This is a genomic window from Micromonospora sp. DT15 (assembly GCF_049841475.1).
Lineage (GTDB): Bacteria > Actinomycetota > Actinomycetes > Mycobacteriales > Micromonosporaceae > Micromonospora.
Genome location: NZ_JBNCKJ010000018.1, coordinates 28,771 through 53,914 on the forward strand (window position 1 = coordinate 28,771; position 25,144 = coordinate 53,914).

The 25,144-nt window shown below is 69.6% G+C and carries 21 protein-coding genes and 1 pseudogene; 15 read left to right on the forward strand and 7 right to left on the reverse strand.

From position 1 onward, the window contains the following. The first annotated feature begins 131 nt into the window (after positions 1-131). The 8 genes and pseudogenes from ACLQ3F_RS30175 to ACLQ3F_RS30210 all read left to right on the forward strand — a co-directional run bounded on the left by ACLQ3F_RS30175 (position 132) and on the right by ACLQ3F_RS30210 (position 10,643). Positions 132-926 (forward strand): amino acid ABC transporter permease, encoded by a 795-nt coding sequence (locus tag ACLQ3F_RS30175; protein ID WP_425852977.1) that lies wholly within the window; start codon positions 132-134, stop codon positions 924-926. Between the two features lie 5 nt (positions 927-931). Then, positions 932-1,738: an amino acid ABC transporter ATP-binding protein gene (locus ACLQ3F_RS30180; protein ID WP_425852979.1), complete on the forward strand. Its 807-nt coding sequence runs from the start codon at positions 932-934 to the stop codon at positions 1,736-1,738. 313 nt (positions 1,739-2,051) lie between these two features. After that, a complete protein-coding gene (locus ACLQ3F_RS30185) occupies positions 2,052-3,056 on the forward strand; it encodes a multicopper oxidase domain-containing protein (protein WP_355008615.1) in 1,005 nt (334 codons plus the stop codon). Positions 3,057-3,079: 23 nt separating this feature from the next. Further along, on the forward strand, positions 3,080-7,021 hold the full coding sequence (locus tag ACLQ3F_RS30190; RefSeq protein WP_425852981.1) for a ThuA domain-containing protein: 3,942 nt from the start codon (positions 3,080-3,082) through the stop codon (positions 7,019-7,021). A gap of 107 nt (positions 7,022-7,128) precedes the next feature. After that, positions 7,129-8,352, forward strand: a pseudogene (locus tag ACLQ3F_RS30195) (OmpL47-type beta-barrel domain-containing protein); the annotation flags it as partial. A gap of 239 nt (positions 8,353-8,591) precedes the next feature. Continuing rightward, the gene (locus ACLQ3F_RS30200; protein WP_425852983.1) at positions 8,592-9,569 is read left to right on the forward strand and encodes a hypothetical protein; all 978 of its coding nucleotides are present in this window, start codon (positions 8,592-8,594) and stop codon (positions 9,567-9,569) included. Between the two features lie 59 nt (positions 9,570-9,628). Further along, positions 9,629-10,393 (forward strand): hypothetical protein, encoded by a 765-nt coding sequence (locus ACLQ3F_RS30205; protein ID WP_425852985.1) that lies wholly within the window; start codon positions 9,629-9,631, stop codon positions 10,391-10,393. A 43-nt stretch (positions 10,394-10,436) separates the two neighbouring features. Beyond that, a complete protein-coding gene (locus ACLQ3F_RS30210) occupies positions 10,437-10,643 on the forward strand; it encodes a hypothetical protein (protein ID WP_425852988.1) in 207 nt (68 codons plus the stop codon). A gap of 582 nt (positions 10,644-11,225) precedes the next feature. Here the strand turns inward: ACLQ3F_RS30210 and ACLQ3F_RS30215 are convergent. Further along, on the reverse strand, positions 11,226-11,804 hold the full coding sequence (locus ACLQ3F_RS30215) for an HD domain-containing protein (RefSeq protein ID WP_425852990.1): 579 nt from the start codon (positions 11,802-11,804) through the stop codon (positions 11,226-11,228). After that, positions 11,801-12,928: a helix-turn-helix domain-containing protein gene (locus ACLQ3F_RS30220; RefSeq protein WP_425853090.1), complete on the reverse strand. Its 1,128-nt coding sequence runs from the start codon at positions 12,926-12,928 to the stop codon at positions 11,801-11,803. The genes ACLQ3F_RS30215 and ACLQ3F_RS30220 overlap by 4 nt, the downstream gene beginning before the upstream one ends. 582 nt (positions 12,929-13,510) lie before the next feature. Between ACLQ3F_RS30220 and ACLQ3F_RS30225 the strand changes: the two genes are divergently transcribed. After that, complete coding sequence (locus ACLQ3F_RS30225; RefSeq protein ID WP_425852992.1) at positions 13,511-13,729, forward strand: hypothetical protein; 219 nt, start codon at positions 13,511-13,513, stop codon at positions 13,727-13,729. After that, complete coding sequence (locus tag ACLQ3F_RS30230) at positions 13,726-13,899, forward strand: hypothetical protein (protein WP_425852994.1); 174 nt, start codon at positions 13,726-13,728, stop codon at positions 13,897-13,899. The genes ACLQ3F_RS30225 and ACLQ3F_RS30230 overlap by 4 nt, the downstream gene beginning before the upstream one ends. Positions 13,900-14,036: 137 nt before the next feature. Here the strand turns inward: ACLQ3F_RS30230 and ACLQ3F_RS30235 are convergent, their stop codons facing one another. Beyond that, complete coding sequence (locus tag ACLQ3F_RS30235; protein ID WP_425852995.1) at positions 14,037-15,173, reverse strand: DUF1996 domain-containing protein; 1,137 nt, start codon at positions 15,171-15,173, stop codon at positions 14,037-14,039. Between the two features lie 224 nt (positions 15,174-15,397). Beyond that, entirely contained in the window at positions 15,398-15,919 is a 522-nt protein-coding gene (locus ACLQ3F_RS30240; protein WP_425852997.1) for a hypothetical protein, read from the reverse strand. A gap of 214 nt (positions 15,920-16,133) precedes the next feature. Here ACLQ3F_RS30240 and ACLQ3F_RS30245 point away from each other — a divergent pair, with 214 nt between their 5' ends. The 3 genes from ACLQ3F_RS30245 to ACLQ3F_RS30255 all read left to right on the forward strand — a co-directional run bounded on the left by ACLQ3F_RS30245 (position 16,134) and on the right by ACLQ3F_RS30255 (position 18,180). Continuing rightward, positions 16,134-17,384, forward strand: a complete 1,251-nt coding sequence (locus ACLQ3F_RS30245; RefSeq protein ID WP_425852999.1) for an Ig-like domain-containing protein — start codon at positions 16,134-16,136, stop codon at positions 17,382-17,384. A gap of 85 nt (positions 17,385-17,469) precedes the next feature. Beyond that, positions 17,470-17,685 carry a hypothetical protein gene (locus ACLQ3F_RS30250; protein WP_425853001.1) on the forward strand — a complete coding sequence of 72 codons (216 nt, stop codon included), beginning with the start codon at positions 17,470-17,472 and terminating at the stop codon, positions 17,683-17,685. A gap of 111 nt (positions 17,686-17,796) precedes the next feature. Further along, a complete protein-coding gene (locus ACLQ3F_RS30255) occupies positions 17,797-18,180 on the forward strand; it encodes a MerR family transcriptional regulator (protein ID WP_425853002.1) in 384 nt (127 codons plus the stop codon). A 96-nt stretch (positions 18,181-18,276) separates the two neighbouring features. Here ACLQ3F_RS30255 and ACLQ3F_RS30260 read toward each other — a convergent pair whose 3' ends face one another. Beyond that, entirely contained in the window at positions 18,277-19,386 is a 1,110-nt protein-coding gene (locus tag ACLQ3F_RS30260; RefSeq protein ID WP_425853004.1) for an ROK family protein, read from the reverse strand. 41 nt (positions 19,387-19,427) lie between these two features. Between ACLQ3F_RS30260 and ACLQ3F_RS30265 the strand changes: the two genes are divergently transcribed. Next, positions 19,428-20,648 carry an MFS transporter gene (locus tag ACLQ3F_RS30265; protein ID WP_357206908.1) on the forward strand — a complete coding sequence of 407 codons (1,221 nt, stop codon included), beginning with the start codon at positions 19,428-19,430 and terminating at the stop codon, positions 20,646-20,648. Positions 20,649-20,708: 60 nt separating this feature from the next. Here ACLQ3F_RS30265 and ACLQ3F_RS30270 read toward each other — a convergent pair whose 3' ends face one another. Both ACLQ3F_RS30270 and ACLQ3F_RS30275 read right to left on the reverse strand, forming a co-directional pair. After that, positions 20,709-22,037, reverse strand: a complete 1,329-nt coding sequence (locus ACLQ3F_RS30270; protein WP_425853006.1) for an alpha/beta hydrolase — start codon at positions 22,035-22,037, stop codon at positions 20,709-20,711. 86 nt (positions 22,038-22,123) lie between these two features. Further along, positions 22,124-23,500 carry a serine hydrolase domain-containing protein gene (locus tag ACLQ3F_RS30275; RefSeq protein ID WP_425853008.1) on the reverse strand — a complete coding sequence of 459 codons (1,377 nt, stop codon included), beginning with the start codon at positions 23,498-23,500 and terminating at the stop codon, positions 22,124-22,126. 237 nt (positions 23,501-23,737) lie between these two features. On the opposite strand from ACLQ3F_RS30275, the gene ACLQ3F_RS30280 reads away from it, so the two are divergent. Continuing rightward, positions 23,738-25,114 carry an FAD-dependent oxidoreductase gene (locus ACLQ3F_RS30280; protein WP_425853010.1) on the forward strand — a complete coding sequence of 459 codons (1,377 nt, stop codon included), beginning with the start codon at positions 23,738-23,740 and terminating at the stop codon, positions 25,112-25,114. Positions 25,115-25,144: the final 30 nt, after the last annotated feature.

The window sequence follows — 25,144 nt, forward strand, 5'->3', positions numbered from 1 at the left end:
GGCACTTAAAACCCGTACTACGATACGTGGATCGGCAACCCGCCGCGCGCCTGAGCGCCACGCTGTACCGGCGGGCGCGCGTCCCGCGCGCCCTCCGACGTCGGTAACCTCCGGGAAGGCAACGAGCGAACGTGAAGCTGCGACGCCGCCAGCGGGAGCGGCTGTCCCTCGGGCTCCAGTACCTGGTCTTCATCGCCATCATCGCCACGGTGCTCGTCGCCGCGGACTGGGACAGGTTGGCCGACGCGTTCTTCCGCGTCGACATCATCAAGTCGATGTTCCCGACGATCATCACCGTCGCTCTGCGCAACACCATCCTCTACACGCTGGGCGCGTTCGCCTTCGGCCTCGTGTTCGGGACGATCCTGGCGCTGATGCGCCTGTCCCGGGTGGCGCCGTACCGCTGGGCGGCGACGGCGTACATCGAGCTGTTCCGGGGTCTGCCCGCGCTGCTGGTGCTCTTCCTCGTCGGGTACGGCATCCCGATCGCCTTCCCGGAGCGCGAGATTCCGGGCGGGGTGTTCGGTTCGATAGCGATCGGCCTCGGGTTGACCGCCGCGGCGTACATGGCGGAGACGATCCGGGCCGGCATCCAGGCCGTGCCGAAGGGGCAGATGGAGGCGGCGCGGACCCTCGGCATGTCGCAATTCACCGCCATGCGCACGATCGTCATCCCGCAGGCGTTCCGGATCGTGATCCCGCCGCTGACGAACGAGCTCATCCTGCTCACCAAGGACTCGTCGCTGGCGTACGTGCTCGGGGTGACGGCGCAGACGATCGAGATCACCAAGTTCGGTCGGGACATGCTCAACGACCGGGTTAACGCGACGCCGCTGCTGGTGGCCGGCCTCGCCTACCTGGTGATCACCCTGCCGCTGTCGCAGGTGGTACGACGCCTCGAACTCCGCTACGCCAAGGCTCGGTGACCCCGATGACGACCACCCCATCCCGCCCCGCCGTGGAGATCCGCGACCTGCACAAGTCCTTCGGGCCGCTCAAGGTGCTCAAGGGCATCGACTTCGAGGTCGGCCAGGGCGAGGTGGTCTGCGTCATCGGTCCGTCCGGTTCCGGCAAGTCGACCCTGCTGCGCTGCGTCGATCTGCTGGAGGAGCCGACCGCCGGCAAGATCTGGGTGAACGGGGTCGAGATGACCGACCCGGACGTCGAGATCGACGCGGTCCGCCGCGGCATCGGCATGGTGTTCCAGTCGTTCAACCTGTTTCCGCACCTGACCGTCCTGAACAACCTCACCATCGCCCAGCGCCGGGTGCTCCGGCGAGGTCGGGCCGAGGCCGAGCGGATCGCACGGGCCAACCTGGAGCGCGTCGGGCTGACCGACAAGGCCGACGCCTTCCCGGCGCAGCTCTCCGGTGGGCAGCAGCAGCGGGCGGCGATCGCCCGGTCGCTGTCGATGGAGCCGAAGCTGATGCTCTTCGACGAGCCGACCTCCGCGCTCGACCCGGAACTCGTCGGCGACGTGCTCACCGTCATGCGCAAGCTGGCCGAGGACGGTATGACGATGATGGTGGTCACCCACGAGATGGCGTTCGCCCGCGACGTCGCCGACCGGGTCGTCTTCATGGACGGTGGCGTGGTGGTCGAGCAGGGGCCGCCGCAGGAGGTGCTGGGCGCGCCGAAGCACGAACGGACCCGCGCGTTCCTCTCCCGGGTGCTCGACCCGACCCACGTGGCGCAGCTCGGCGCGCCCGACCAGTCGGGCCCACCGCCGGCCGGCTGACCAACGCGACGATCTCTGACCACAGCTTCCGTACGTCTGCCCGCCGGGCTGCCGCATTGACGGCAGCCCGGCGTCTGCTTGCGTGTCAGCTTCATGTCAATCGACGGACGTCGTGATGTCAAGGTAATCTTTTTGCAATCAGACCTGTACTTTCGTCGATGGATTACATAAGTTGCTGTCATCCATCGAAAGTTCTGAGTCTTCCGAGCAAAGTCCGCGACGAGCCTCACCTCAGTCGTGCCACCGCCCCCGTGCTCGGCGGTCGATGCACCCTGCCCTCGTCGCGTCTTCGCCCGGTCGGGAACGGAGACCCATGGACGATCACGTTGGTGGCCCTCACCGCCACCTGTCCCGCAGATCGCTGATCGCCACCGGCGCGCTCGCCGCCGGGGCGTTGGGCGCGTCCGCCCCAACGATCGGCACCGCGTTCGGCGGCAGCCCCGCCCGGGCCGCCGCCGGTGTCACCAAGAAGATCACCATCTACGCCGAGCAGTTGCCCGGCAACCTGTTCGGGTACGGCCTGGCGCCTGGTCAGGCCACCGTTCCGGGTCCGATCCTGGAGATGTACGAGGGTGACACGCTGGAGATCACCCTGGTCAACACCACCAACCAGCGGCTGTCCATCCATCCGCACGGAGTGGACTACAGCACCGAGTCCGACGGCAGCCCGTTCAACGCCTCGTTCAACAACCCGGGTGAGACGCGGACGTACGTCTGGCGCTCGCACGAGATGGTGGCCGCGGCGGGTCGGCGGTACATGCCGGGCAGCGCCGGCTACTGGCACTACCACGATCACGCGATGGGCACCGACCACGGCACCGGCGGGGTCGCGAAGGGACTGTACGGCGCGCTGATCGTCCGGCGGCGTGGCGACATCCTGCCGTCGAAGCAGTTCACTGCGGTGTTCCACGACATGATGATCAACAACAAGATGGCTCCGGCGACGCCGATGTTCGAGGCGAACCTGGGTGAGCGCGTCGAGTGGATCGCCATCGGCCACGGCAACCTGTTCCACACCTTCCACCTGCACGCGCACCGCTGGGCGGACAACCGCACCGGGATGTTGGAGGGGCCGAGCGACCCGAGCCTGGTGGTCGACAACAAGGACCTCAACCCCGGCAGCTCCTTCGGTTTCCAGGTGCTGGCCGGGGAGGGCGTCGGACCCGGCGCGTGGATGTACCACTGCCACGTGCAGACGCACTCCGACGGCGGCATGGCCGGGATCTTCCTGGTGCGCAACGCCGACGGCAGCATGCCGCCGGGCGCCGAGGAGGCGATCCACCGGTTCCAGGGCCACACCCACACGCACGGAAGCTGACCGAACCGAAAGTGGGGACGGGCATGACGAGAGAACTACGACGAACCCTTGCCGCGGTAGCGGCCTTGGCGACACTGCTCCCGGCGACGACGACGGCGGCCGCGGCCGCACCACGAACGGCGGCCGCCCCGCAGGCTGCGTCGCCGCAAAAGACCGCTGTCCTGGTGTTCCACGGCCCAGTGGCCGAGCAACAGGACCCGGTGTCGCGCGCTGTGGACACCATCAAACAGCTTGGTGCCGGTCATGACATCGATGTCACGGCCACCACGGACCCGGGTGCCTTCACCGCGGCCGGGCTGTCCGCGTACCGCAGCGTGGTCTTCCTCTCCGCGACGGGCGCCGCGCTGAACCGCGACCAGGAGTCGGCGCTCCAGAGCTACGTCAAGGCCGGCGGCGGTTTCGTCGGCATCGCCGACGCCGCCCGCGCCCAGGTCGACTCCACCTGGTTCACCGGGCTGATCGGCACCCGCCCGGCCGGCGCCATCCCGGTCGCCGAGCCGGTGACCCGGGTGACCGCCAGCGGTGAGAACCCGCCCAACGAGACCAAGGAGAAGCTGACCGACGGCGACGCCAACACGAAGTGGCTGGTCCGCACCCCGACCGCCTGGGTGGCGTACGAGTTGAGCGCACCGAAGAAGATCACCGGGTACGCGCTCACGTCGGCAAACGACTCCGCCGGCCGGGACCCGAAGGACTGGACCCTTCAGGGCTCCACCGACGGTCAGAGCTGGACCGACCTGGACCGCCGCACCGGGCAGACCTTCCCGGACCGCTTCCAGACCCGCCGGTTCGACATCGCCACGCCGCAGGAGTTCACGCGCTACCGGCTCAACGTCACCGCGAACAGCGGTGAACCGCTGGTCCAGCTCGCCGACCTGCGCCTGTTCACCGGCAGCACCACCGCTCCGGAGCCACCCGCGGTGAACCGCGCGGTGGTGAACATCCTGGACCGCAAGCACCCGGCCACCGCGTCGCTGCCGCTCACCATCACCCGGTCGGACCGCTGGGAGAACTGGGACCCGAACCCGATCGGCACGGTGCACACCCTCGCCCAGGTCGAGGAGCGGCACTACAACCCGGGGGCGGCCGCCAACGGCGCCTTCCACCCGGTGTCCTGGTGCCGGGACTACGACGGCGGCCGGTCGTTCTACACCGGGATGGGCCACACCGAGGGCAGCTACGGCGAGGAGGCGTTCCGCACGCACCTCACCGGTGCACTCAACTGGACCACCGGTCGGGTGCGCGGCGACTGCCAGGCCACCATCGCCGCGAACTACAAGGTGGAGCGACTCACCGCCGCCAACCAGACCGGGCAGCTGGACCAGATCGGCGAGCCGCACGGGCTCACCATCGCGCCGGACGGCACCGTCTTCTACGTCGGCAAGGCGGCCTGCCCGAGCGGCCCCATCGCGGACTGGAACAACCCGAAGGTCGGCCTGGGCTGCGGCACCATCCACTCCTGGGACCCGCGAACCAAGCAGGTCAAGCTGCTCACCACCCTGGAGGTGATGGGCAACCGGGGCAGCGGCTCGGAGTTGGTCAAGAACGAGGAGGGTCTGCTCGGCATCGTGCCCGACCCCGCGTTCGCCGAGAACGGCTGGCTCTACGTCTACTGGATGCCGCACGACTCGGTCGACCGGGTGAAGCGGGTCGGTCAGCGGACCGTCTCGCGGTTCACCTACGACCGGCAGGCGCAGACCGTCGACCAGGCCACCCGCAAGGACCTGTTGCAGTTCCCGGTGCAGATCCACAGCTGCTGCCACGCCGGCGGCGGCATGGCGTTCGACGCCAAGGGCAACCTCTACGTCGGCTCCGGCGACAACAACTCCTCGGAGGGGTCGCAGGGTTACGCCGGCAACAACTGGACCGAGGAGTACCAGGGCATCTCGTTCCAGGACGCCCGTCGCACGTCGGGTAACACCAACGACCTCGCCGGCAAGATCATCCGGATTCACCCGGAGCCGGACGGCACGTACACCATCCCGGAGGGCAACCTGTTCCCACCGGGCACCGAGAAGACCCGGCCGGAGATCTACGTGATGGGCGTACGCAACATCGCCCGCCTCCAGATCGACCCGGTGCACCAGTGGCTGACCGCCGGCTGGGTCGGCCCGGACGCCTCGTCGCCCAGCCCGACCCTGGGCCCGGCGAAGTACGAGACGGCCACCATCATCACCTCCGCCGGTAACCAGGGCTGGCCCTACTGCATGGGCAACCGGCAGCCGTACCGCGACCGCAGCAACACCGACGCGACAGTGCTGACCGGCTGGTACGACTGCGACAACCTGAAGAACACCTCGCCGCGCAACACCGGACTGGAGGACATCCCGGCGGCCCGGGACAACATGATCTGGTATTCGCCCGACGGTGGCGGCCCGGTGTTCCCGAAGCGGACCGACGGCAGCAACCTGCCGACCTACGTGGCCGCCGACGCCACCTACACACAGCCGTACCTGCGCGGCGGCGGGCAGGCCATCATGTCCGGCCCGACCTACCACCGCAGCCTCGTCGACACCGCCAGCGGCGTGGCGTGGCCGGAGCACTGGGACGGCAAGTGGTTCATCGGCGACCAGTCGAACGCCGCCAACCGGGTCGCGGTCACCGTCGACCCGGCCGGCGTGCCGCAGGCCGCCCCACCGGTGTACGCCGAGTCGCTGCGGGCCATCATCCCCGGTGGCAACGGCGACACCCGGTTGCAGAGCTGGATGGACGCGAAGTTCGGCCCGGACGGCGCGCTCTACCTCCTCGACTACGGCGGCGGCTTCTTCAGCCTGCACGCGAACCAGAAGCTGATCCGGGTCACCTACACCGGCGGGGCGCCCACCCCGGCACCGGCGGCGACCTCGGTCGCCGTGCAGAACAAGCCGCTGACCATCGCCTTCACCGGTTCCCGCTCCGGCGGCGTCAGCCACCGCTGGGAGTTCGGCGACGGCACCACGTCGACCGAGGCGGATCCTCGGCACACGTACGCCACTGTCGGCACCTACACCGCGAAGCTGACCGTCACGTACGCCGACGGTCAGACGGCGACGGTGCAGACCACTGTGACGGTGGGCTGCGCGGTGCCCGACGACCGGTCGACGGTATGGCTCGGCGACACCGACACCGGGGTGCCCAGTCGCACTGTCGGGCAGGGCTGCACGGCCAACGACCTGATCGACGACGAGAGCACCTGGACCGACCACAACGGTTTCGTCCGGCACGTCACAGCGGTCGCCCGCGCGTTGCAGGACGACGACCTGCTCAGCACCCGTGAAGCGGGCACCCTCACCCGCCTGGCCGCCGCGTCGGAGATCGGCCGGGAGGGGCACACCGGGTACGAGCCGCTCTTCGACGGCACCACCGAGTCGCTGCGCGGTTGGCAGCAGGCGCCGTCGGGCCAGTTCGACATCCAGCCGGACGGGTCGCTGCGCTCCAGCGGTGGCCTGGGCATGCTCTGGCACACCAAGGAGCTGGGCGACTTCTCGCTGAAGTTGCAGTTCCGGGACATCGCCCCAGGCACCGGCCGGGCCAACACCGGAGTCTTCATCCGGTTCCCGGACCTGCGAACGCCCCTGGACCAGCGGCCACCGGACAGCTGCGGCACTGTTGGATCGGCGCGGACCTCGCCGGCCTGGATGGCGATCTACTGCGGACACGAGATCCAGATCTACGACGGTGACACCGGTGAGCCGCAGAAGACCGGCTCGGTCTACAACTTCGACCCGGTGCCGCTGGCCCAGGCCGGCGTCACGCCGAAGAACGAGTGGAACGACTACGAGATCCGCGCCGTCGGGCAGCACTACACGATGATCCGCAACGGCGTGGTGATCAACGAATTCGACAACACGCCGGGCAAGCAGTCGTCGCGAGCCGGAGACCCGCCGACCGACCTGCGGCAGTTCCTGCGCGGCTTCATCGGCCTTCAGAACCACGGTGACAACGACCTGACCGAGTTCCGCAACATCCGTGCGCGAGAACTCTAGGAGTGACGATGACCCGACGACTGACGGCCGCGCTGGCGGCGTTCCTGCTCACGGTGATCCCGTTGGCAGTGACGCCCGCCTCCGCCGCCCCGCGCGTCGCCGCCGACCAGGTGTTGACCTGGACCGCCGACGACAGCATCACCCGATACAAGTCCGCGCCCACCACGGCGGTGGCCGGAGCGACCACGATCATCTGGGAGAACAGCGCGGCCACCGGCAACACCACCGGGATGCCGCACACCCTGACCTTCGACACCAGCACCGAGGGCTACAACCACGACGTCACAGTCAACATCCTGGCCAGCCCGTTCGACGCCAACGACGGCCGCCACCAGGCGACAGTGACGCTGACCCCCGGCCGGTACCGGTACTTCTGCTCGATCCCCGGCCACAGCTCCATGGTCGGTGAACTGGTGGTCACCGACGGCGGTGGCGGTGGCGACACCACCGCGCCGACAGTGACCGCCGCGGTCTCCGGCGACCAGGACCAGGACGGCAACTACCTCGGCGCGGCCACTGTGACAGTGACCGCCACCGACGCCGACTCGGGGGTCCAGACCGTCGAGTACCAGGTCGACGACACCAGCTTCCTGCCGTACACCGAGCCGGTGCGGGTGACCGCGATCGGCGACCACGCGGTGCAGTTCCGCGCCACCGACCAGGCCGGCAACACCAGCGCCGTCGGCTCGGTGGCGTTCCGGATCGTCGAGCCGGGGGAGGAGGACACCACAGCGCCGGTGGTCACGGCCGCGCTGGCCGGCGACCGCGACGGCGACGGCAACTACATCGGTACGGCCACCGCCACGCTGACCGCCACCGACACCGGATCCGGTGTCGCCACCATCGAGTACGCCCTGGACGGGGCGGCCTTTACCGCGTACGCGAACCCGATCGTGGTGAACACGGCCGGGATGCACATGCTGCACTACCGGGCCACCGACGTCGCCGGGAACACCTCGGCGGAGCAGATGTCCCACTTCACCGTCGTCGAGCCGCAGGCCGAGGACACGACCCCTCCCACCGTCGCCGCCACCGTGGCCGGTGACCAGAACGACGACGGCGGGTACGTGGGCGGGGCGACCGTCACCGTCACGGCCAGCGACACCGAGTCGGGCGTGGCGAAGATCGAGTACGCGCTCGACACCGGAGGCTGGACGGCGTACGCCGCTCCGGTCGCCGTCCGCGCACCCGGCGCGCACACAGTCCGGTACCGGGCGACCGACACGGCGGGGAACTCCTCCACCGAGCAGTCGACGTCGTTCACAGTGGTGGCCGACAGCACCGACCGCTGCCCCGACTCGGACACCCGGGCCACAGTGGTCATCGACGGTGGCGACACCGGCGTGCCCAACGTGGACACCGGTGACGGCTGCACCATCAACGATCTGATCGACGAACACGCCGACTACCCCGGCCACGCCGAATTCGTCCGACACGTCGAAGCGGTCACCGCCGCACTCGTGACGGGCGGCACGCTCGACCGGCGGCAGCAGGGCGCCATCGTCCGGGCCGCGGCCCGATCGGACGTCGGCGCATGAGTCCTCGAACCTCACCGACAGGGAGTACCACGATGCCCGGACGTACCGTCGCCAAGCTCGCCACCGTGAGCGCCGTCATCGCGGCCTCGGTGCTGGCCGTGGCGCCCACCGCACACGCCGACCTGGTCACCCACTGCATCGGCACCGGCGGCGCGGTGACTGTGCCCAACGACCTGCTCGTGCCCGCCGGCGAGTCCTGCGCGCTCACCGGCACCACGATCACCGGCAACGTCACCGTCGCGGCCGGCGGCAACCTGGTGGTGACCGGCGGCCGGATCAGCGGTGAGGTACGCGTCGCCGCCGACGGGTACCTCGACGCGACCGAGACGACAGTCGACGGCCAGGTGGTGCTGGCCGCCGGGGGGTACGGCATCTTCCTCTCCGACGCCCGGACCGGCACCATGACAGTGCGGCCGAAGGGCAGCGCGACGATCGACAGCTTCCTGTTCGCCGAGGCGTCGACTGTCGCCGGGAACGTCGCTGTCGGTGCCGGTGAGGTCCGGCTCGACCGGGGCACCCAGGTGCAGCGCAACCTCAGCAGCACCGGCACCTACTACACCGACGTGCATGACTCGTTCGTCGACGGCACGCTGTCGGTGCTCAACAGCGCCACCGGCAGCGTGGTGTGTGGCAGCGCCGTCCAGGGCCGGGCCACCTTCGCCGGCAACCTGGGCGGTGTGCAGCTCGGCCCGAACGGTGGGCTCGACAGTTGCGCCTCCGGTGGCTATTGGGGCGGGGACGTCAGCATCACCAGCACCACCGGTGGTGTCACGGTGGACGACAACATCATCAACGGCCAGTTGGCGGTGACGTCCAACGACCCGGCCGCCCAGGTCGCCGCCAACAACCGCATCCGTGGCGGGGTGACCGGTGACCAGGCGGCCGCGACCACCAACCGGTCGGCCCGGGTGGCCGACCCGGACCGGGAGAACGCCGGCGACCAACGGGCCGAGGTCCGCCGTACCTTGGCGGTGCAGGAGGCCACCGAGGCGGGCGCCGCCCGGCTCTGACCGATCGACACGACGGCGGCCGGTCACCTCTCGGGGTGACCGGCCACCGTTCGGATGGCATGCTCGACGCCATGGCCCTGAGCCGCCGGATCAGCGTGGTGCCCCTGGTGCTGTGTCTGCTGCTGAACGGGTGCGCGGAACAGCGCGACGGCGACACGATGGCGCGGGACCTCGCGGCGGCAGAGGCGAAACGCCTCGATGACGATCTCACCCGCGACCGGGTCCGGGACGCCGAGTGGCTCGCCGCGACACACGTCCCGGAGACGGTGGAGGGCACCAATTCGACCATCCGGCGGGAACCACTCGCATGGTCGGGGCGCACCGGCATCAACGAGCAGGCCGTCATCGACGTACGGATCGTGGTCACGGTCGCGGAGGATTACGGGGCCACCTTCGGAGACCTGGGCAACTCCGCCGGCCAGGCCACGCGGTGCTACCGCTACCGGATCGAACTCCAGCGCCACACGCCGTACCAGGAAATGGACTGCCCTTCGGTGGCCACTCCGCCGGTGCCCAGCGCAGGGCCGATCCCGGCGCTGCCCCCGGACGCACGCGACCGGCTCAGTGTGGCGCTGCGCACCGCCACACCTGGCGCCCTCGCTGGCGCGGTGCGGGCGGCGTTTCCCGCCAGACACATCACCGTCGACACGGCCACCCACAAGGGCGTACTCGTCGCCGCGGTGGGCGTCCCCGCCGAGCGGGAATGTCTCCTCCTGATCCGGACCCCCTCCGGAGCAGTCGAGTCACCCGGGTACGACCCCACCTGGCTGCAACCCGGCGAGACAGGGTGCAGGACCGGGCTGTACGTCTCGCCACCGCGGTAGAGGCCAGCCGCAGCCACGCTGGCCGAGGTGGTGTCGGGACGCTGTGGAGCTGAATCGTCTGCGACATCGCCTGGTGCCGGTCGCCCTGGCGGCCGCGGCCGTCGCCGGTGCCGCTGCCCGGTTCCTGCCGATCGGAGTGGCGCTGCTGCTGGCGGCCACCGCCGTGCTGATCACCCTCGTCGGACAGCGGCACACGACGTCGCCCGCAGCGGGGACGCCCCGCAGCACGGCCGCGGAGCACGTCTCATGACCACGATGGGCGGAGCCTGCTGCTGGTCGACAACATCGCACCCTCGGAGATACGGCACCGACCGGCGGCGCGGCGCGTCGTTACCGAGGTCGCCCAACGGCCGGACGCCCCTACGACGATCACCGACTTCGCCATTGGCCTCGGCTTGGTGTGAACACGGATGCCCTCCAGGGGGTCAGAAGTACAGCAGCGAAGCGCAGCAACGGTGCCAACCGAGTCGAGCCGAGAGACGCGCCGGGAAGCTGTCTGACCTCGCAGTAAGCCCGATCCGACCGGGTCGCCGGCACTAGATTCCGATCGGTGGTGGCGACTTGTCGTAGGAAGGCGAGCAGTGAGAAACCAGCAGAAGGAGGCGAGTCGAGTAGCCGAGGCGCTGCACCCAGAACTTACAAGCGAGGGGTCGGAGCGAGCCGGGAGAAGAGAGAACCAGGTCCACGCCGTCGCCAGGCCGTCAAAGGCGGACCAACCGTGCCCAACGAAGGCCATCAACGCCTGACGTTCGCGCAGCTCAGCGCCCAAGTTGACTGGCTTCGCCGGACAGGCTAGAAGCCCGGCGACAGTTCAACGCCAAGGGTTGAGCGCTTACTGCTGCGGTGGGGGTGTGAGCCAGGCGAGGGGTTGTCCGGTGAGGGCGGCGTCGGCGAGGCGGTGTGCGCTGGCGGTTTTCAGGGCGGCTCGTGAGCTGTCGATCCAGCGCTGCACGTTGTCGATGCCCTGGTGGCGGTATTCGACGGCTTGGACGAGGCATTCCAGCTTGTCAGCGTCGCGGGCGACGACGGCTTCCAGCGTCTCGCCAGCTTCGTATTCGGCGACGGCGGCGGTGATGACGTCGGCGACGGCCGGTGGGCAGGTGGCGACCTGGTCGGCGGTGACGGCGGTGTTGGGTACGGCGGTGAGGTAGCGCTTGGCGATGTGCGGGATGTCGGTGATCCGGGTTTCCTGGGTGTCGTGCAGGGTGCAGAGCATCGACACCCTGGCTGGGTCGGCGCCCTCCATGGCGGCGAGCATCATTCCGATGAGCGCTGTTCGGAAGGAGTGTTCGGCGATGGATTCGGGTTGCTTGACGCCGGCGAACCACCAGCCGGTCCGGGCAGCGCGTTTGAGGACGCCAGCTTCGAAGATGAAGTTCATCGCTCCGGCGGCGTCGTGGTCGTCGGTCATCTGCCCGTCCCTGTGCCGGTGAGTCCGTCCGCCCGCAGGCTGTAGACGATAGAGGTTAGTTCCTTCCGTGACTGCGCGGAGATCCGGTCACTGTCCAGGAGCGGGACGCTGCGGTCGAGGAGCGCCCGAGTCACGGCGAGGTTGTCGGGCGCGAGGCCGCGTCGTGCGGCCAGCAGAGCCCAGACGTTGTGGATGTTGAGGTCGACGAAGGGGTGCCCCGGATCGAGGCGCTGGACCAGGTGCCGAAGAAGGATTGAGCCGTGCCAGTCCGCGAGCGCTTCGGGCATGAAGGAGTCGTCGCGGTGGCGGTACGGGATCTCGCCCACCCAGTAGGCCGAGTAGTTGAGGGCTGCACGCTCGCAGGCGTCATCGGGATGTGCGCGAGCAATGAAGTCCCGCAACGGTTCCGGGTCGCCCTGGTTGGCGAGGGACGTGACGACGGAGCGGGCGTCGGGCCACAGCGGTGACCAGGTGTGAAAGGTGGTCGTGCGGTGTGCGCGGGCGGTGGTCTGAGTGAGCCAACCTGCTGCCGATTTGGTTGGGTCCATGCCGGCAAGGAAGCAGCCTTGCCGGTGCAGCAGCATGTTTTGGTGCCGTCCGGCTGCGGCGCGATCGGCGAGGACGTGAAGGTGAGCGAAGAACGCACGTTGCTCGTCGGCGGGCAGGCTCGGCCCCGACGCGACTGGACCCCGCCGGGGGTGGGTGATGGGTAGCCCTCTGGTGAAGGTCGGGGTCTGCCCGAGGGTGGCCCAGAGGATCAAGTCGGTCAGGCGGTGGGTGAGGACGGACCAGCCCAGCGGCTGTTCGGCGAGGTCGCAGCGGTCCACATGTTCGTTGAGGACGGCGGCGAGGATGAGATCCGCCTCGGCGGCATCGTCAAGTGCTGCGAGTAGGAGGGTGTTTGCGCCGAGCCGTCCGAGCCGGCGTCGGACGGTGATCGCCTGCCCGAGCGGTACCGCGGTGAACGGCCGGCGCCCAGATTCCCAGCTCTGCACGGTCACCCGATCGACGTCCAAGTCGACGGCGAGCTGCTCCTGCGTGAGCGGGATGGACTCCCGGATCAGCTTGAACAGGTAGCCGGTCACCGCGCCGCGATGTGGTGCTGATCGTCCGCGAGCTGTCATCCCGTCACCCCTACGTTGACTCGTGGTCGACGTTCCGCCGTGAAAACAAAGCTGCGGCAGGCCATCTGGCCTGCTCACGCGTACTGCGGGTGAGTCCAACCATCGTCGTCGTGATCGTAGCGTCGCAGTTACCGAACGTTCCAGATCCGGTCCCGTCGTTTCGGGGTCGGCCGTGAAGTGCTGCCCGGTGAAGGGAGCCAGTGATGCGGGCCAGGACACCACCGTGGCGACGAGTGACCTACGACCAGTACTTGATCGCCGTCGCGATGACCCTGGCACGGCGACACCGCCCGGCGTGGTCGTGGCCGAAGTGGAGGTGGATCTGCCGCTGTGGGGCCGAGCTGCCCTGTCGCAGCCGACACCGCATCCCGATTAACCGGGGGCACTGGCCCGCGGAGGAGGAGCAGTGAGCAGCGAAGTGGAGCAGCGGATCTTGGTTGCGCATGTGCCGGGCAAAAGTGGTTCGTACAACGGTTGTTGGGCGTCATGGTCGCGGCTCACGCCGTACCTGTGCTGGCAGGTGGCCTGGGCGACCAGCCGGCATGCGCGGTCCCTGACGGCGGCGCTGCTTGGAGGCCGCGCATGACCACGCACGGCCCGGTGCTGCCGATCTGGAGCTGCGGCGGCTGCGAAGCGCCCTGGCCCTGCCGCACGCGGCAGCGCGAGCTACGCGCCGAGTTCGATGACGCTCCGATCTCCCTGGCCCTCTACCTAGGTGCCCAGCTGGTGCGGGCCTCGGAGGACCTGACCTGGGTGCCGGCGGGGACGCTGCACAAACGCTTCCTTGGCTGGCTCCGATGAGCATCCTGCGGCCCGGCGACGAGAAGTTCCACTACAGCGACGGCTCGCACAAGTGGATCCCGCCGGACCCGGACTACGACCAGGAAGTCTGGAACGAACAGGTCCGCCAACACAAGCACGGCCACCTCAGGAACGTGCACCCGAAGGTGCGGATCCAGCGCCTCGTCTGATGCCAGGCCTCCGACTACGCGAGGTCTCCGGTCTTCAATTCCGCTCCGTGGCTGAGCCGTCCACCGGAGACCTCGCTACGTCTCGATCTGAGCTGGCCCGCGACGATCCGTGGGCCAGTTCAGAACGACTGTCTGCTCTAGAAGTTACCGGCCGAGTTGCACTTGACGCCCTGGTCGAGGCAGTTGCGCACCCGAGCGGCGAGCGCCTCGTCCTTCCACGCGTTGAAGAAGTCCGCGTGCATGGAGAACGACGTGCCGGACGCGAGGGTGATGCCGTCCGTGTTCGCGCTCAACGGGTACGAGATCACGAAGGACACCGACGGTACGGGCACCGGGTGGCTCTTCGGGCAGGCCCCGGTGTGGTCCCCGTTGGCCATGTGCGCCTTGTGGTCGGGGCTGTCCAGGTGCTTGCCGTCCCAGCAGTCCGGGAAGGTGATCTGCCGGACGATGTTCGCGGTCTTGGCGCAGACCGGGAACGTCTTGTCGGCGCTGCGGCCGATCTCGCCGCCGATGCCGGCGCACCAGAAGTGGTTGCCCTGCTTGTCAGGGGTGTCGACCTGGGTCTTGGCGTTACCGGTGATCATTCGCAGGCCGAACGGGAAGGGCTGGGTCTTGCTCGGGTCCTTCAGGCGGGAACCGTAGTAGACGGTCACCTCCTTCGGGTCCACGACCTTGCCGTTCTGGTACATCGTCGGCACCCAGTAGGCGGACTGGTCGTCCGGCGAGTTGCAGGTGGTCGCCTTGGACGTCCGCAGCGATTCGGCTGTCGAGTTGGCGTCGGTCGACTTGTTGCCCCAGAAGGTGTGGTTGTGCGAGCCACCCACCAGCTTCGGCAGGACGATCGGGTCGTCGCTGTTGTGGTGGCTGGTCGTACAGCCGACGTTGAATTCGGGCACCTTGACCGGGTTGCCGGTCACCGGCTTGGGCTTGCGCGCGAAGAACGCCTTCGTCGCGGCGGCCTGCGCGCCAGCGTCGATGGTGATCCAGCCGCCGGATGCGGTGGGCGGGGCGGCGCTGGTCGCCGGCGTTCCGGGCTTGCCCGGCGCGGACGGGGTGGCCGAGGTGCCCGGGGCGCTCGGCGTGGCCGACGGGTCGCCCGGGGCGGTGGCCGTCGGCGCGTCCGGGCCGGACGAGCCGATGCCGGTGTCGCTGGACGGGCCGGACGCGCCGGGGGTTCCCGGCGCCTCCTTGCATCCGCCGGCCAGCGCCAGGCTCACCAGCAGCAGGGCGGTGACGGAACGACGGTGTCGAGGGGTGGAACGGAGATTTATCAACGGGGGCGCACCTTTCTTCCGAGAGGGAAGAATACGAGTGGACCCCCTGCCCGCTCCCAGTTGAAACGATTAATTCTCCCTTAAATAGCGCTCAGCGATTGCCTGGTCAGCTTTGTGGAGTCGCCGTGATGTCGGCTCGATCTCAATTCCCTGATTTCTTTTCAAAAACCGTAATCGGCGGCAGCGGCGGCACTCTGCTCCTTTGAGTGGTCGGCCGTGTCGGGTCAGCAGCGGTCCCGTGCCTTGCGCAGGAAGGTCTCCCGTGAGATGACCTTCGAGTTGTGTCCGTTCGGCGCCAACACCTGGTCCGGGCCGATCCGTGGCAGGTCCGCGAGGGTGAAGTCCACCGAGAGGGCCTCGCTGCGGCTTGACCCGTCGAGGGTGTAGGTGACCCCGGCCCGAAATTCGGTGAGCAGCTCGATGTCCGCCTCGGTCGCAGGGCTGTCGACAGCGTCGGCGACCTCCCAGCCCTCCGGCGGCTGACCCAACAGCGCCACCTCGACGACCTCGCTCGCGGGCGGGCCGCCGATGCGCCACCTGATCAGGGAACTTTTGCCCGGTTCGCCCTGATGGTCGTTCTCGAACACACGGATATTGGCGTCACGGTCGTCGCAGGTGACCAGTACGCCGGTCGGCCGGCCGTCCTGGACGGCGAGAGCGACAATCGGCTGCTCCGCAGGCGAGCAGGCGGTCAGGACAATGAGGGGGAGCGGGAGCAGAATCCATGGACGTCGTCTTCCGCGCATGTCGGCAGCATTCCACGGCGGCATCACACTTCGATGCCCCGAGGATCACGAAAGGGAAGCGCGACCGAAGGGCCCGGACCGCGTGCCGTGCCGGAACCTTCCCACCTTCGTTGCGTGATTTCCGGAAACAGCGCGGGGTGCCGTCGACGCGGAGAGAATTGCCGCCACGGAGCACACGGAAGCCGGGGGACGTTAGATGGTTTTACGGAGGCGCATGGCGCTCGTCGCGGTGGCCGTCGCGGCGACACCGCTGGTCCTCGGTGGGTGCACCACCGAGCGAAAGGCCGCCGTACGTCCCGCCGAGCAGGTGGTGCCCTCGCCCGAGCTGACCGTCACGCCGGCCGATCTCTCCCGGAACGTGCCGCTCAGCGCCGAGGTGGTTCCGCTCGTCACGGGTGGAAAGATCACCGCCGTGCGCATCGTCGACGAGGCGGGCACGACGGTCGGGGCGGAGCCACGCGAGGACGGCTCGGCCTGGGTGCCGAGCGCCCCGTTGCGCCCGCAGCACACGTACACCGCGTCGGTGACCGCCACCGGCGACTCCGGGCGGACCACCACCCGCACCAGCAGCTTCACCACCGCGGCGGCGTCGACGAAGCCGCAGGTGAGCAGCACGCTGTACTTCGCCGACAAGCAGACGTACGGCACCGCGATGCCGGTGACCATCGGTTTCGATCCGCCCATCGCCAGGTCCGCCCGCGCCGACGTGCAACGTCGGTTGTTCGTCACCACGAACCCGCCGCAGCCGGGCGTCTGGTCCTGGGTGGACGACGGCAGCCAGGTCTACTACCGGGCTCCCGACTTCTGGCGACCCGGAACGACCATCAGTGTCCGGGCGGGCCTGACGGGTCTGCCGATCGGGAAGAGCCACGTCGGTGACGCCGACCGCACCGCGACGTCCCGGATCGGACGGCAGGTGTCGCTCGAAGTCGACAACGCCACCAAGCAGATGCGCGTGCTACGGGACGGCAAGCTGATCCGCAGGATCCCGGTCAGCCTCGGCAAGCGCAGCACCCCCACGTCCAGCGGCAAGATGGTGATCATGGAGAAGCACCAGTACACCACGTTCGACACGCGCGGCGAGCCGAACGGCGGCTACGTGGTGAACGTCGAGGACGCGCAACGGCTCACCTGGGGCGGCGAGTTCATCCACGGGGCACCCTGGTCGGTGTCGGATCAGGGACACCGCAACGTCTCGCACGGCTGCACGAACATCTCGGCGGCCAACGCCGACTGGTTGATGGGCGTCACCCGGGTCGGTGACCTGGTCACCTTCACCGGCACCGAGGTCCGGCTCCAGTCGGGCAACGGCTGGACGGCCTGGAACACCAGTTGGGGCCAGTTCATCAAGGGCAGCGCGCTGCCCGTACCCGCGAATCTGCGACCGGCCCCGGCGTCGGCGCCGCCCGCCCGTGCGGTCGCCGGCGGCGTGCCGACGCCGGGACCGTCCGCCTCCGGAGGCTGAACCACCGGGCACCCGGCGGGCTCTCGCCGCTGGCGCGGCGGCCCTACCCTCCGGGCCATGACGGTACGGGCGGCTGTGCGACCGGGTGCGCGACACCATGCCGCAGGAGGACTTCGCCCGGATCCAGAGCGCGCAGTTGAAGATCAGCAGTTACGAGATCACCGGCGTGAACGTCAACAACTACAACGGGCGGGTCACCGGGACCGTCCAGGTCGAGGTGGTCCAGGCGGCCACCGGTGCGAGGTTCACGCAGGGGGTGGCGCTGGTCAAGGAGGACGGCGAGTGGCGCGTCTGCCAGTGAGAGACCGCACCGTCGCCGCGCAGAAGTTGGTGCGCGAGCTACGGTGAACCTGACGCTCACGTGAGGAAGAAGGCTGTGTGGCTGACGCCACCGGCTCGGAGGGAGGGGTCGATGCGGATCGGGGAACTCGCCACGAAGACCGGGGTGTCGGTACGAGCCCTGCGCTACTACGAGGAGCAGGGCCTCCTGACTGCCGCACGGAGCAGTGGCGGTCAGCGCCACTACCTCGACGACGCGATGGACCGGGTCTATCTGATCCAGATGCTGTACGCCGCCGGCCTGTCCAGCCGAACCATCCTGGACCTCCTGCCCTGCGTCGACGCGAAGGTCAACACACCGCAGTCGCGGGCACTGCTGCGCGCCGAACGCGACCGCATCGATCGACAGATCACCCAACTCCGGCAGGCGCGCAAGCGGCTCGACGAGGTCATCGCGGACAGCGAGAGCCCAGCCAGCGGATGCACTCATACGGGCACCGACGCCGTGGTGGCGTAGCGACACGGCGAGTCCCGGCCGTCACCACCCGCCGCGATCTGACCTCAGGGCGATCGGTGGCGGCTCAGCAGGGCGTCGCTTGGCGTGTCGATTCGCTCAGCTGCCAGCGATCACGGAATGGGCCAGCTCCGGGATGCCGTAGTGCTGGTCGAGGACCTGCATGGCGGCGCCCGCGGCGATCACGTCCGCGCCGAGGCTGGACAGGGCCACCCTGGTGCTGAGCCAGTCCGCGCGCAGGGTGTCTGCCCCGACTGCCTCGGTGACCGCCGCGAGATAGGTCTGCGGATGCCGCAGGAGGTCCGCGCCGGTCAGCACCACGTGGGCGAGGTCGAGGGTCTGGAGCAGGTTGACGACGCCGACGGCCAGCACGCGGGCGGCGTGTGCGATGTCGCCAGCCTCGACGGCGCGGTGGTGCACGATCTCCAGGCACCCGTGCCGGCCACAGACGCAGAGGGGCCCGGTCAGGTCGACGACAGTGTGGCCGAACTCGCCCGCGTTGGTGTGTGCCCCCCGATGGGCCGCGCCGCCCAGCCAGAAGCCTCCGCCGATGCCCGACTCGACCATGATGAGGGCCGCGTCGCCGAACGCCGCGCCGTGCCGCCAGGCCTCCGCCGTGATCCCCGCGGTGACGTCCTTGTCCAGGTGGACGGGGAGACCGAGGTGTTTCTCGGCGATCTCGCGCAGCGGTACGTCGTGCCAGTGCCGCAGGCCGTGGGCGTCCCGGACCAGGCCGTTGGCGTGGTCGAGTGGGCCGATCATGCCGATGCCCAGCCCGGTGAGTCGGCCCCGCAGGTCGCCGATGCCGGCCATCGTGTCGATGCCGGTGCTCAGGGCGTCGAGGAGTTGCCCCGGGGTGAAGTCGCGGGGCAGCGGGCTGACCGCCGAGTGGTGCACGGTGCCGGCCAGGTCGACCAGGACGAGCCGCAGCGTGCGTCGGGCCACGTGGGCGCCGATCGCGTACCGGCTGTCCGGGACGAGTTCGTAGACGACAGCGGGCTTGCCGATGCCCGGACGCCGGACGCCGGCGGGGCGGATCAGGCCGTCGGCGGTCAGCCGGGCGATGACCTTGGAGACCGCCTGTGGTGTCAGGCCGGTGGCCTCGACCACTGTCGCGCGCTCGAACGTGCGAGCCGTGCGCCCCACCGCCATCACGAGAGCCTGGTTGTAGCCGCGGAGGAACGTGACGTCGGCAGTGACGCGAGTCATCTCACCACCCTATTACGCAACGCTGTTGCTAAATTTTTTCGGTGATCGAGTTGAGTAGAGGTCGACGGCTGGCGGCGCTTGCCGCTCTGGCACTGGGCGGCGTCGCGGTCGGCCTGACCGAGTTCGTGGCGATGGGGCTGCTGCCCGACATCGCCCGCGGTCTGCTCCCGCACGAGTACGCGCGGTCGTCGTCGGACGCCGTCGCCCAGGCGGGCTGGATGATCACCGCGTACGCGCTCGGTGTGGTCGTCGGCGCGCCGCTGATCGCCGCGTTGAGCGCGCGCCTGCCCCGCAAGAAGCTCGTCCTCGGGCTGCTCGTGATGTTCGCCGTCGGCACTGTCGCGTCCGCGCTCGCCCCCACCTTCGATCTGGTGCTGGTGGCCCGGTTCGTGGCGGCGCTGCCGCACGGCGCGTACTTCGGTGCGGCCGGTCTGCTCGCGGCGACCCTGATGGGCCCCGGTAACGAGGCCCGTGGTTTCGCCACAGTGCTCGGCGGTCTGACCGTGAGCAACCTGGTCGGCGTACCGCTCATCACGCGGCTCGGGCAGACGGTCGACTGGCGGGTGGCGTACCTGGTCATCGCCGGCTTTTTCCTGCTCACCCTGCTGGCGGTGCTGGCGGTCGTTCCGGAGGTCGCCGCGGCGGTCGACGGCTCGCCGGCCGCCGAGTTGCGGGCGCTGCGGACCTCGCAGGTCTGGCTGGTCGCCGCGACCGGCGCTGTCGGCTTCGCCGGCTTCTTCGCGGTGAACACCTACATCGCACCGGTCACCACCGACGTCGCCGGTCTCTCCGCCGCGACGGTGCCGTGGACGTTGGTCGCGGTGGGTCTGGGGATGACCGTCGGCAACGCCCTGGGCGGTTGGCTGGCGGACCGCGACCTCCAGCGGAGCATGGTCATCGGCTTCGTGGCGATGATCGTGAGCATCGCCGTGTTCAGCCTCGTGGCGTCAACGAGCGTGGGCCTGTTCGTGGGCGCGTTCCTGGTCGGTGCGACCAGCCTGTATCTCGGTCCGGTCCTGCAGGCACTTCTGATCACCGTCGCCCCGGGAGCGCAACTGATGGGCGCGGCGGTCAACCAGTCGGCCATGAACATCGCGAACAGCCTGGGCGCCGCACTGGGCAGCGTCGCCATCGCCGCCGGATTCGGCTACCTCGCGCCGGCCCGGGTGGGTGTCGCTCTGGCGGTCGTCGGGTTGATCCTGGGGCTGATCGGCTTCGCCGTCGGGCGACGAGTGCGCGAGCGGGTCCCGGCGACCGTCTGACGAGTGCGGGTCCCGGCCACCGTCTCGACCTGAGGTGGCCGGGCCATCCGCGAGGTGCGGTCAGAAGTCGTCCACGCTGACCGTCACCCGGTCGGTGCTCGATCTCCAGTTGGGCACGTTGATCACCTCGTGGCCGCCGCCGCGCTGGCCCACGGTGATGCGTACCAGGCCGAGGTGTGCCGGCGTCGCCGGGATGAAGACGTCCATGCCGGTGATGAAGGTCTGGCTGAAGAACTCCGGCAGCGGGGCCGACAGGTCGGTGACGCCGTCGCTGCCGTCGTCGAAGGCGAAGATGCCGATCGTCCGCTTGGCGCGTGGCGTGTTCGCCGCGTTCAGGACGTCCCTGCCGTTGATCCAGAGGTGGTCGCCGGCGTCGCCCTGGTCGCCCCACCACTCCTTCTGCCGTTGGATCGTGAGCGCCGTGTGCCGGTCGCTGGTCTCGACCAGACCGCTGAGGCCCTCGCCCGGCTCGCTGGTCGCCAGGCGCAGGAACGAGTCCGAGCGGAGGAATGGCTGGAAGTAGAAATGGTGCGTCGCGGCGCCCAGGCGCACGATGGCGAACTCGTAGCGTGCCGTGGCGAGCACCGGGAGGGGGCCGAACGAGCCGTCGACGCCGAGCGACAGCCGATGCGCGGGCCGGTGTGACAGTCGGCCGCCGGTCAGTGGGCTGACCGGGTAGACCTCCAGGGTCGCACCGGTGACACCGACGTTGCTCGGGAAGAGCACGGCGCGGCCGGAGACCCGGGCGGCGCCGAAGAGTTGCGGCACGATCCGCGTCGTGTGGGGCGCACGGCCCCGGAGGAAGCCGAAGATCTCGGTGAACGACTCCGCCGACGACACGGTCTGCGTGTGCGACTGGTCCGGCAGGTGCACGTTCGTCGCGCCGGCGACGGCGCGGGCCGGGTCACCCTCGCCCCAGATGGCGAGCGTGGGCACACCACCCGGCGGGGAGGTCGCGGTGCGCCCGTCCAGGTTGACGTAGTGCGCGACCCGGACAGCACGCTCCGGCGAACTGTTGAGGTAGCCCTGCGAGACGAAGGTGCCCAGTGAGTGCGCGACGAGGTCGACCCGGTCCGCGCCGGTGGCCGCCAGCAGGCGGGAGATCCGTGCGTCGAGTCCCGCGTACACCTGGGGCAGGATCGTCGCGATGCTCGGGGAGTCGTACTCGTGGGCTTCGATGATGTCGATCGGGTACCCGTTGCTGGCCAGCCGTTTGGCCTGGGTCTCGAACTGCGCTGCTGATCCCGCGCTGCCGTGCACGAAGATCACTGGACGGTGTGTCGGTGTGGCGGCGGCTTCGGCGGCGCGTGGCACGGCGACGGCGGACAGGCTGGCCGCGAGGGCGACCCCGGCCACCACGGAGAGCAGGCTCCGGCGAGATTTGTGCATCGATCCTCCACCAGGACGGACGAAGTATTTGCACTACTAGCGCAAGTATCGTGTCAGGGTGGGGCGCGATGGTCCACACCTTCCGGTCAGTTGACCTTCGTGGCGAGCAGGTCGCCGACAGCGGCGCGGACCGGGTCGGGGTTCGACCAGCTCCAGTTGGGGTGCGCGCGGTTGGTGAGCAGCGCCAGGACGAGTTTGCGGTCGGGCGCGACCAGGAGCGAGGGGCCGGCGAATCCGGTGTGGCCGAAGGTCCGGGCCGAGGCGAGCCTGCCCATGAACCAGCTCTGGTTGAGCACGACGCCGAGGCCGTGCGCCGAGGTCCGGTTGGGGCGCTCGGGATCGATGGCCGGTTTGCCGGCGTTGTGGTTGGTGAGCATCCGGCGCACCGTCGCCGCGGAGAGGATCCGTTTGCCCTGGTGGGCGCCCGCGTTCAGGAGCAACTGACCGATGGCCGCGAGATCGGTCGCGGAGGCGAAGATGCCGGCGTGACCGGCGATGCCACCCAGGTGGTTGGCGACGTCGTCGTGGACGACGCCACGGAGCAGCCCTCGGGACGAGCGGGCGTCGGTGGCGACCAGTCGGCTGGCCTTCGCGGCGGCCGACAGCCAGCTGTTCGGGTTGAAGCCGGTGTCGCGCAGACCGAGCGGGCCGGTCAGGTTGGTCTTGAGCGCCTGGTCGAGCCGCTGGCCGGTGACCTTCTCGACGATCTTGCCGGCGACCATGAGCCCGACGCTGGAATAGCGGAACGTCTTCCCCGGCACCGCGCCGGAGACCAGCGGCGTGCCGAGCACGGCGTTCCAGCGGGCCGCGTTGTCGGGCAGGCCGGTGACCGTGGCGCCGACGGGAAGACCGCTGGTGTGGGTGAGCAGCATCTCGACGGTGATCTGCTCCTTGCCCGTGCCGGTGAAGGCGGGCAGGTAGTCACGCACCGGAGCGCCGAGGTCGACGCGGCCCTTGTCGACCTGCTGCAACAGCAGGATGGCCGTATACACCTTGGTGACCGAGGCGAGGTCGAAGATGGAGTCCCGGCGCATCGCGACGCGCTGGTTCGCCGCGAGCAGCTTCGGACCCGCCGTATACCGCAGCGCCTCACCGAGCGCGGTGTGCACAGTCACCTTCCCGCCCACCACGACGAGAGCGACAGCACCGGGAAAACCCTTGTGTTGCACGGTCTGTGAAGTCGCGGGCAGGTTTCGCCGGAGCAGGGCGGTCACGTCCTGGGCGTAGGGGGCCTGACGCACCGGCGGGTTGCCGCCGACCGGTGCGTCCGGTGCCCTGAGCGGCGGCCCGGCGTCACCCGCCGCTCCGAATCCGACCCGGCTGCCGGTGGCGCCCTTCGCGGTCGCTGCGTCGCCAGGGCCGGCCGAGCCGGTGTCCGGCGCGCCGGTGGCACCGCAACCGGTGAGGGCGGAGGTCGCGGCGGCAAGGCCGGCCCCGAGCAGAGTTCGACGTGCGACGGACATGCCGGAGATCGTGACAGCCGGCCGGAGGACGCGCCACCGGACCCGTCCGAACGACGGACCCGTCCGGCCCATCGGCCAACAGGCGGTCATCTGGCAGACACAGCCGGTTGCCGTTCAGGTGGTTGTGCGACGATCGGCAGGCAATACGTCGAACGACCGTCCACCGGTCTGTCCGCGCACGGTCGCTGACAGCAACCGGGGAGGGCACGCCCCCCGTTACCCCCCTTGGAGAGCACCATGTCCCTCTCCCCGTCCCGGGTCTTCGCGGAACTGAACGCGCCGCGACCCCCTGACCAGCCGACCCCGACGATGGGCACGGCCGTTGTGGTCGGCGGCAGTGTCGCCGGTCTACTGGCCGCCCGGGTGCTGTCCGACCACGCCGACACCGTCGTCATCATCGACCGGGACGACCCGCAGGTGACCGGCGCGCGGCCCGGCGTACCCCAGGGGACACAGCTGCACGCGCTGCTGCCCGGCGGCCTCTTCCAACTGGAGCGCCTGTTCCCCGGATTTCGCGACGACGCACTGGCGCGCGGAGCGGTCGAGGCGCCGCCCGAGGCCCGGCGCAACTACCTCGACGGGCGTCTGAAGGTCGTCGTCCCCGACGACGCCGACAGTCTGGCGGGCAGTCGACCGCTGCTGGAGGGCCTGATCCGCCAGCAGGTGCTTCGGTTGCCCAACGTCAAGACGATCACCGCCCGCGCCACCGGCCTCGTGTTCGACGGCACCGCGGTCACCGGGGTCCGCTCCGAGGTCGATGGGGTGCCCGGGGTCGAACGCGCCGACCTCGTGGTGGACGCCATGGGGCGGTCCAGCCGACTCTCGGACTGGCTGGAGCAGGCCGACTGGGACCGGCCGGTCACCCGGCGGATGACAGTGCACCTCAACTACGCGACCGCCCTGTTCCGCCGCCCGGAGGTCACCCCGGCCTCGACTGTCGTCCTGGCTTTGAACACGCCGAAATCGGGGATGGACGTGGCCGGGGCCGCGTTCTTCGCCATCGAGGACGGCCGGTGGATGGCCATGATGGCCGGTTACGGCAACGACCGCCCGGGGCGTACCGCGGATGACTTCGTCCGCCGCCTGCGCGAGCAGTTCCCACCGGAGTTCGGCGACGTCGCCGACCAGGAGATGATCGGCGACGTCCAGACCTACCACCATGCCGACAGTCGACGACGGGACTTCCACGCGCTCAAGCGGTTCCCGGCCGGCCTGATCAGCGTCGGCGACGCCGTCGCGTCGTTCAACCCGGTGTACGGGCAGGGCATGACGGCGGCGGCCCTGCACGCGGCCTGCCTCTCGATGTACCTTCGGTCCGGCCCGGATCTCCGGGCGCCCGCGCGCCACTACCTCGCGCTCCAGAAGGTCGTGGTGGACGCCGCCTGGTCGCTCTCCACCTCGGCGGACCTGGCGTTGCCCCACGTCGACGGGCCCTACCCGCGCGGCTACCGGTTCTCCCGCTGGGCCAGCAGCCAGGTCATCGCCGCGACCGTCACGGACGTGGTGACCGCGCGGCGGTTCAACGACGTCGTCTCCATGCGCGAACACCCGCACTCCCTGGCCCGCCCCGGCGTGCTCCTGGGCGCCCTGCGCGCCAACCGGCGCGCACACTGAGCGAGTGACCCGGCGGCCTCGCCTGCGAGG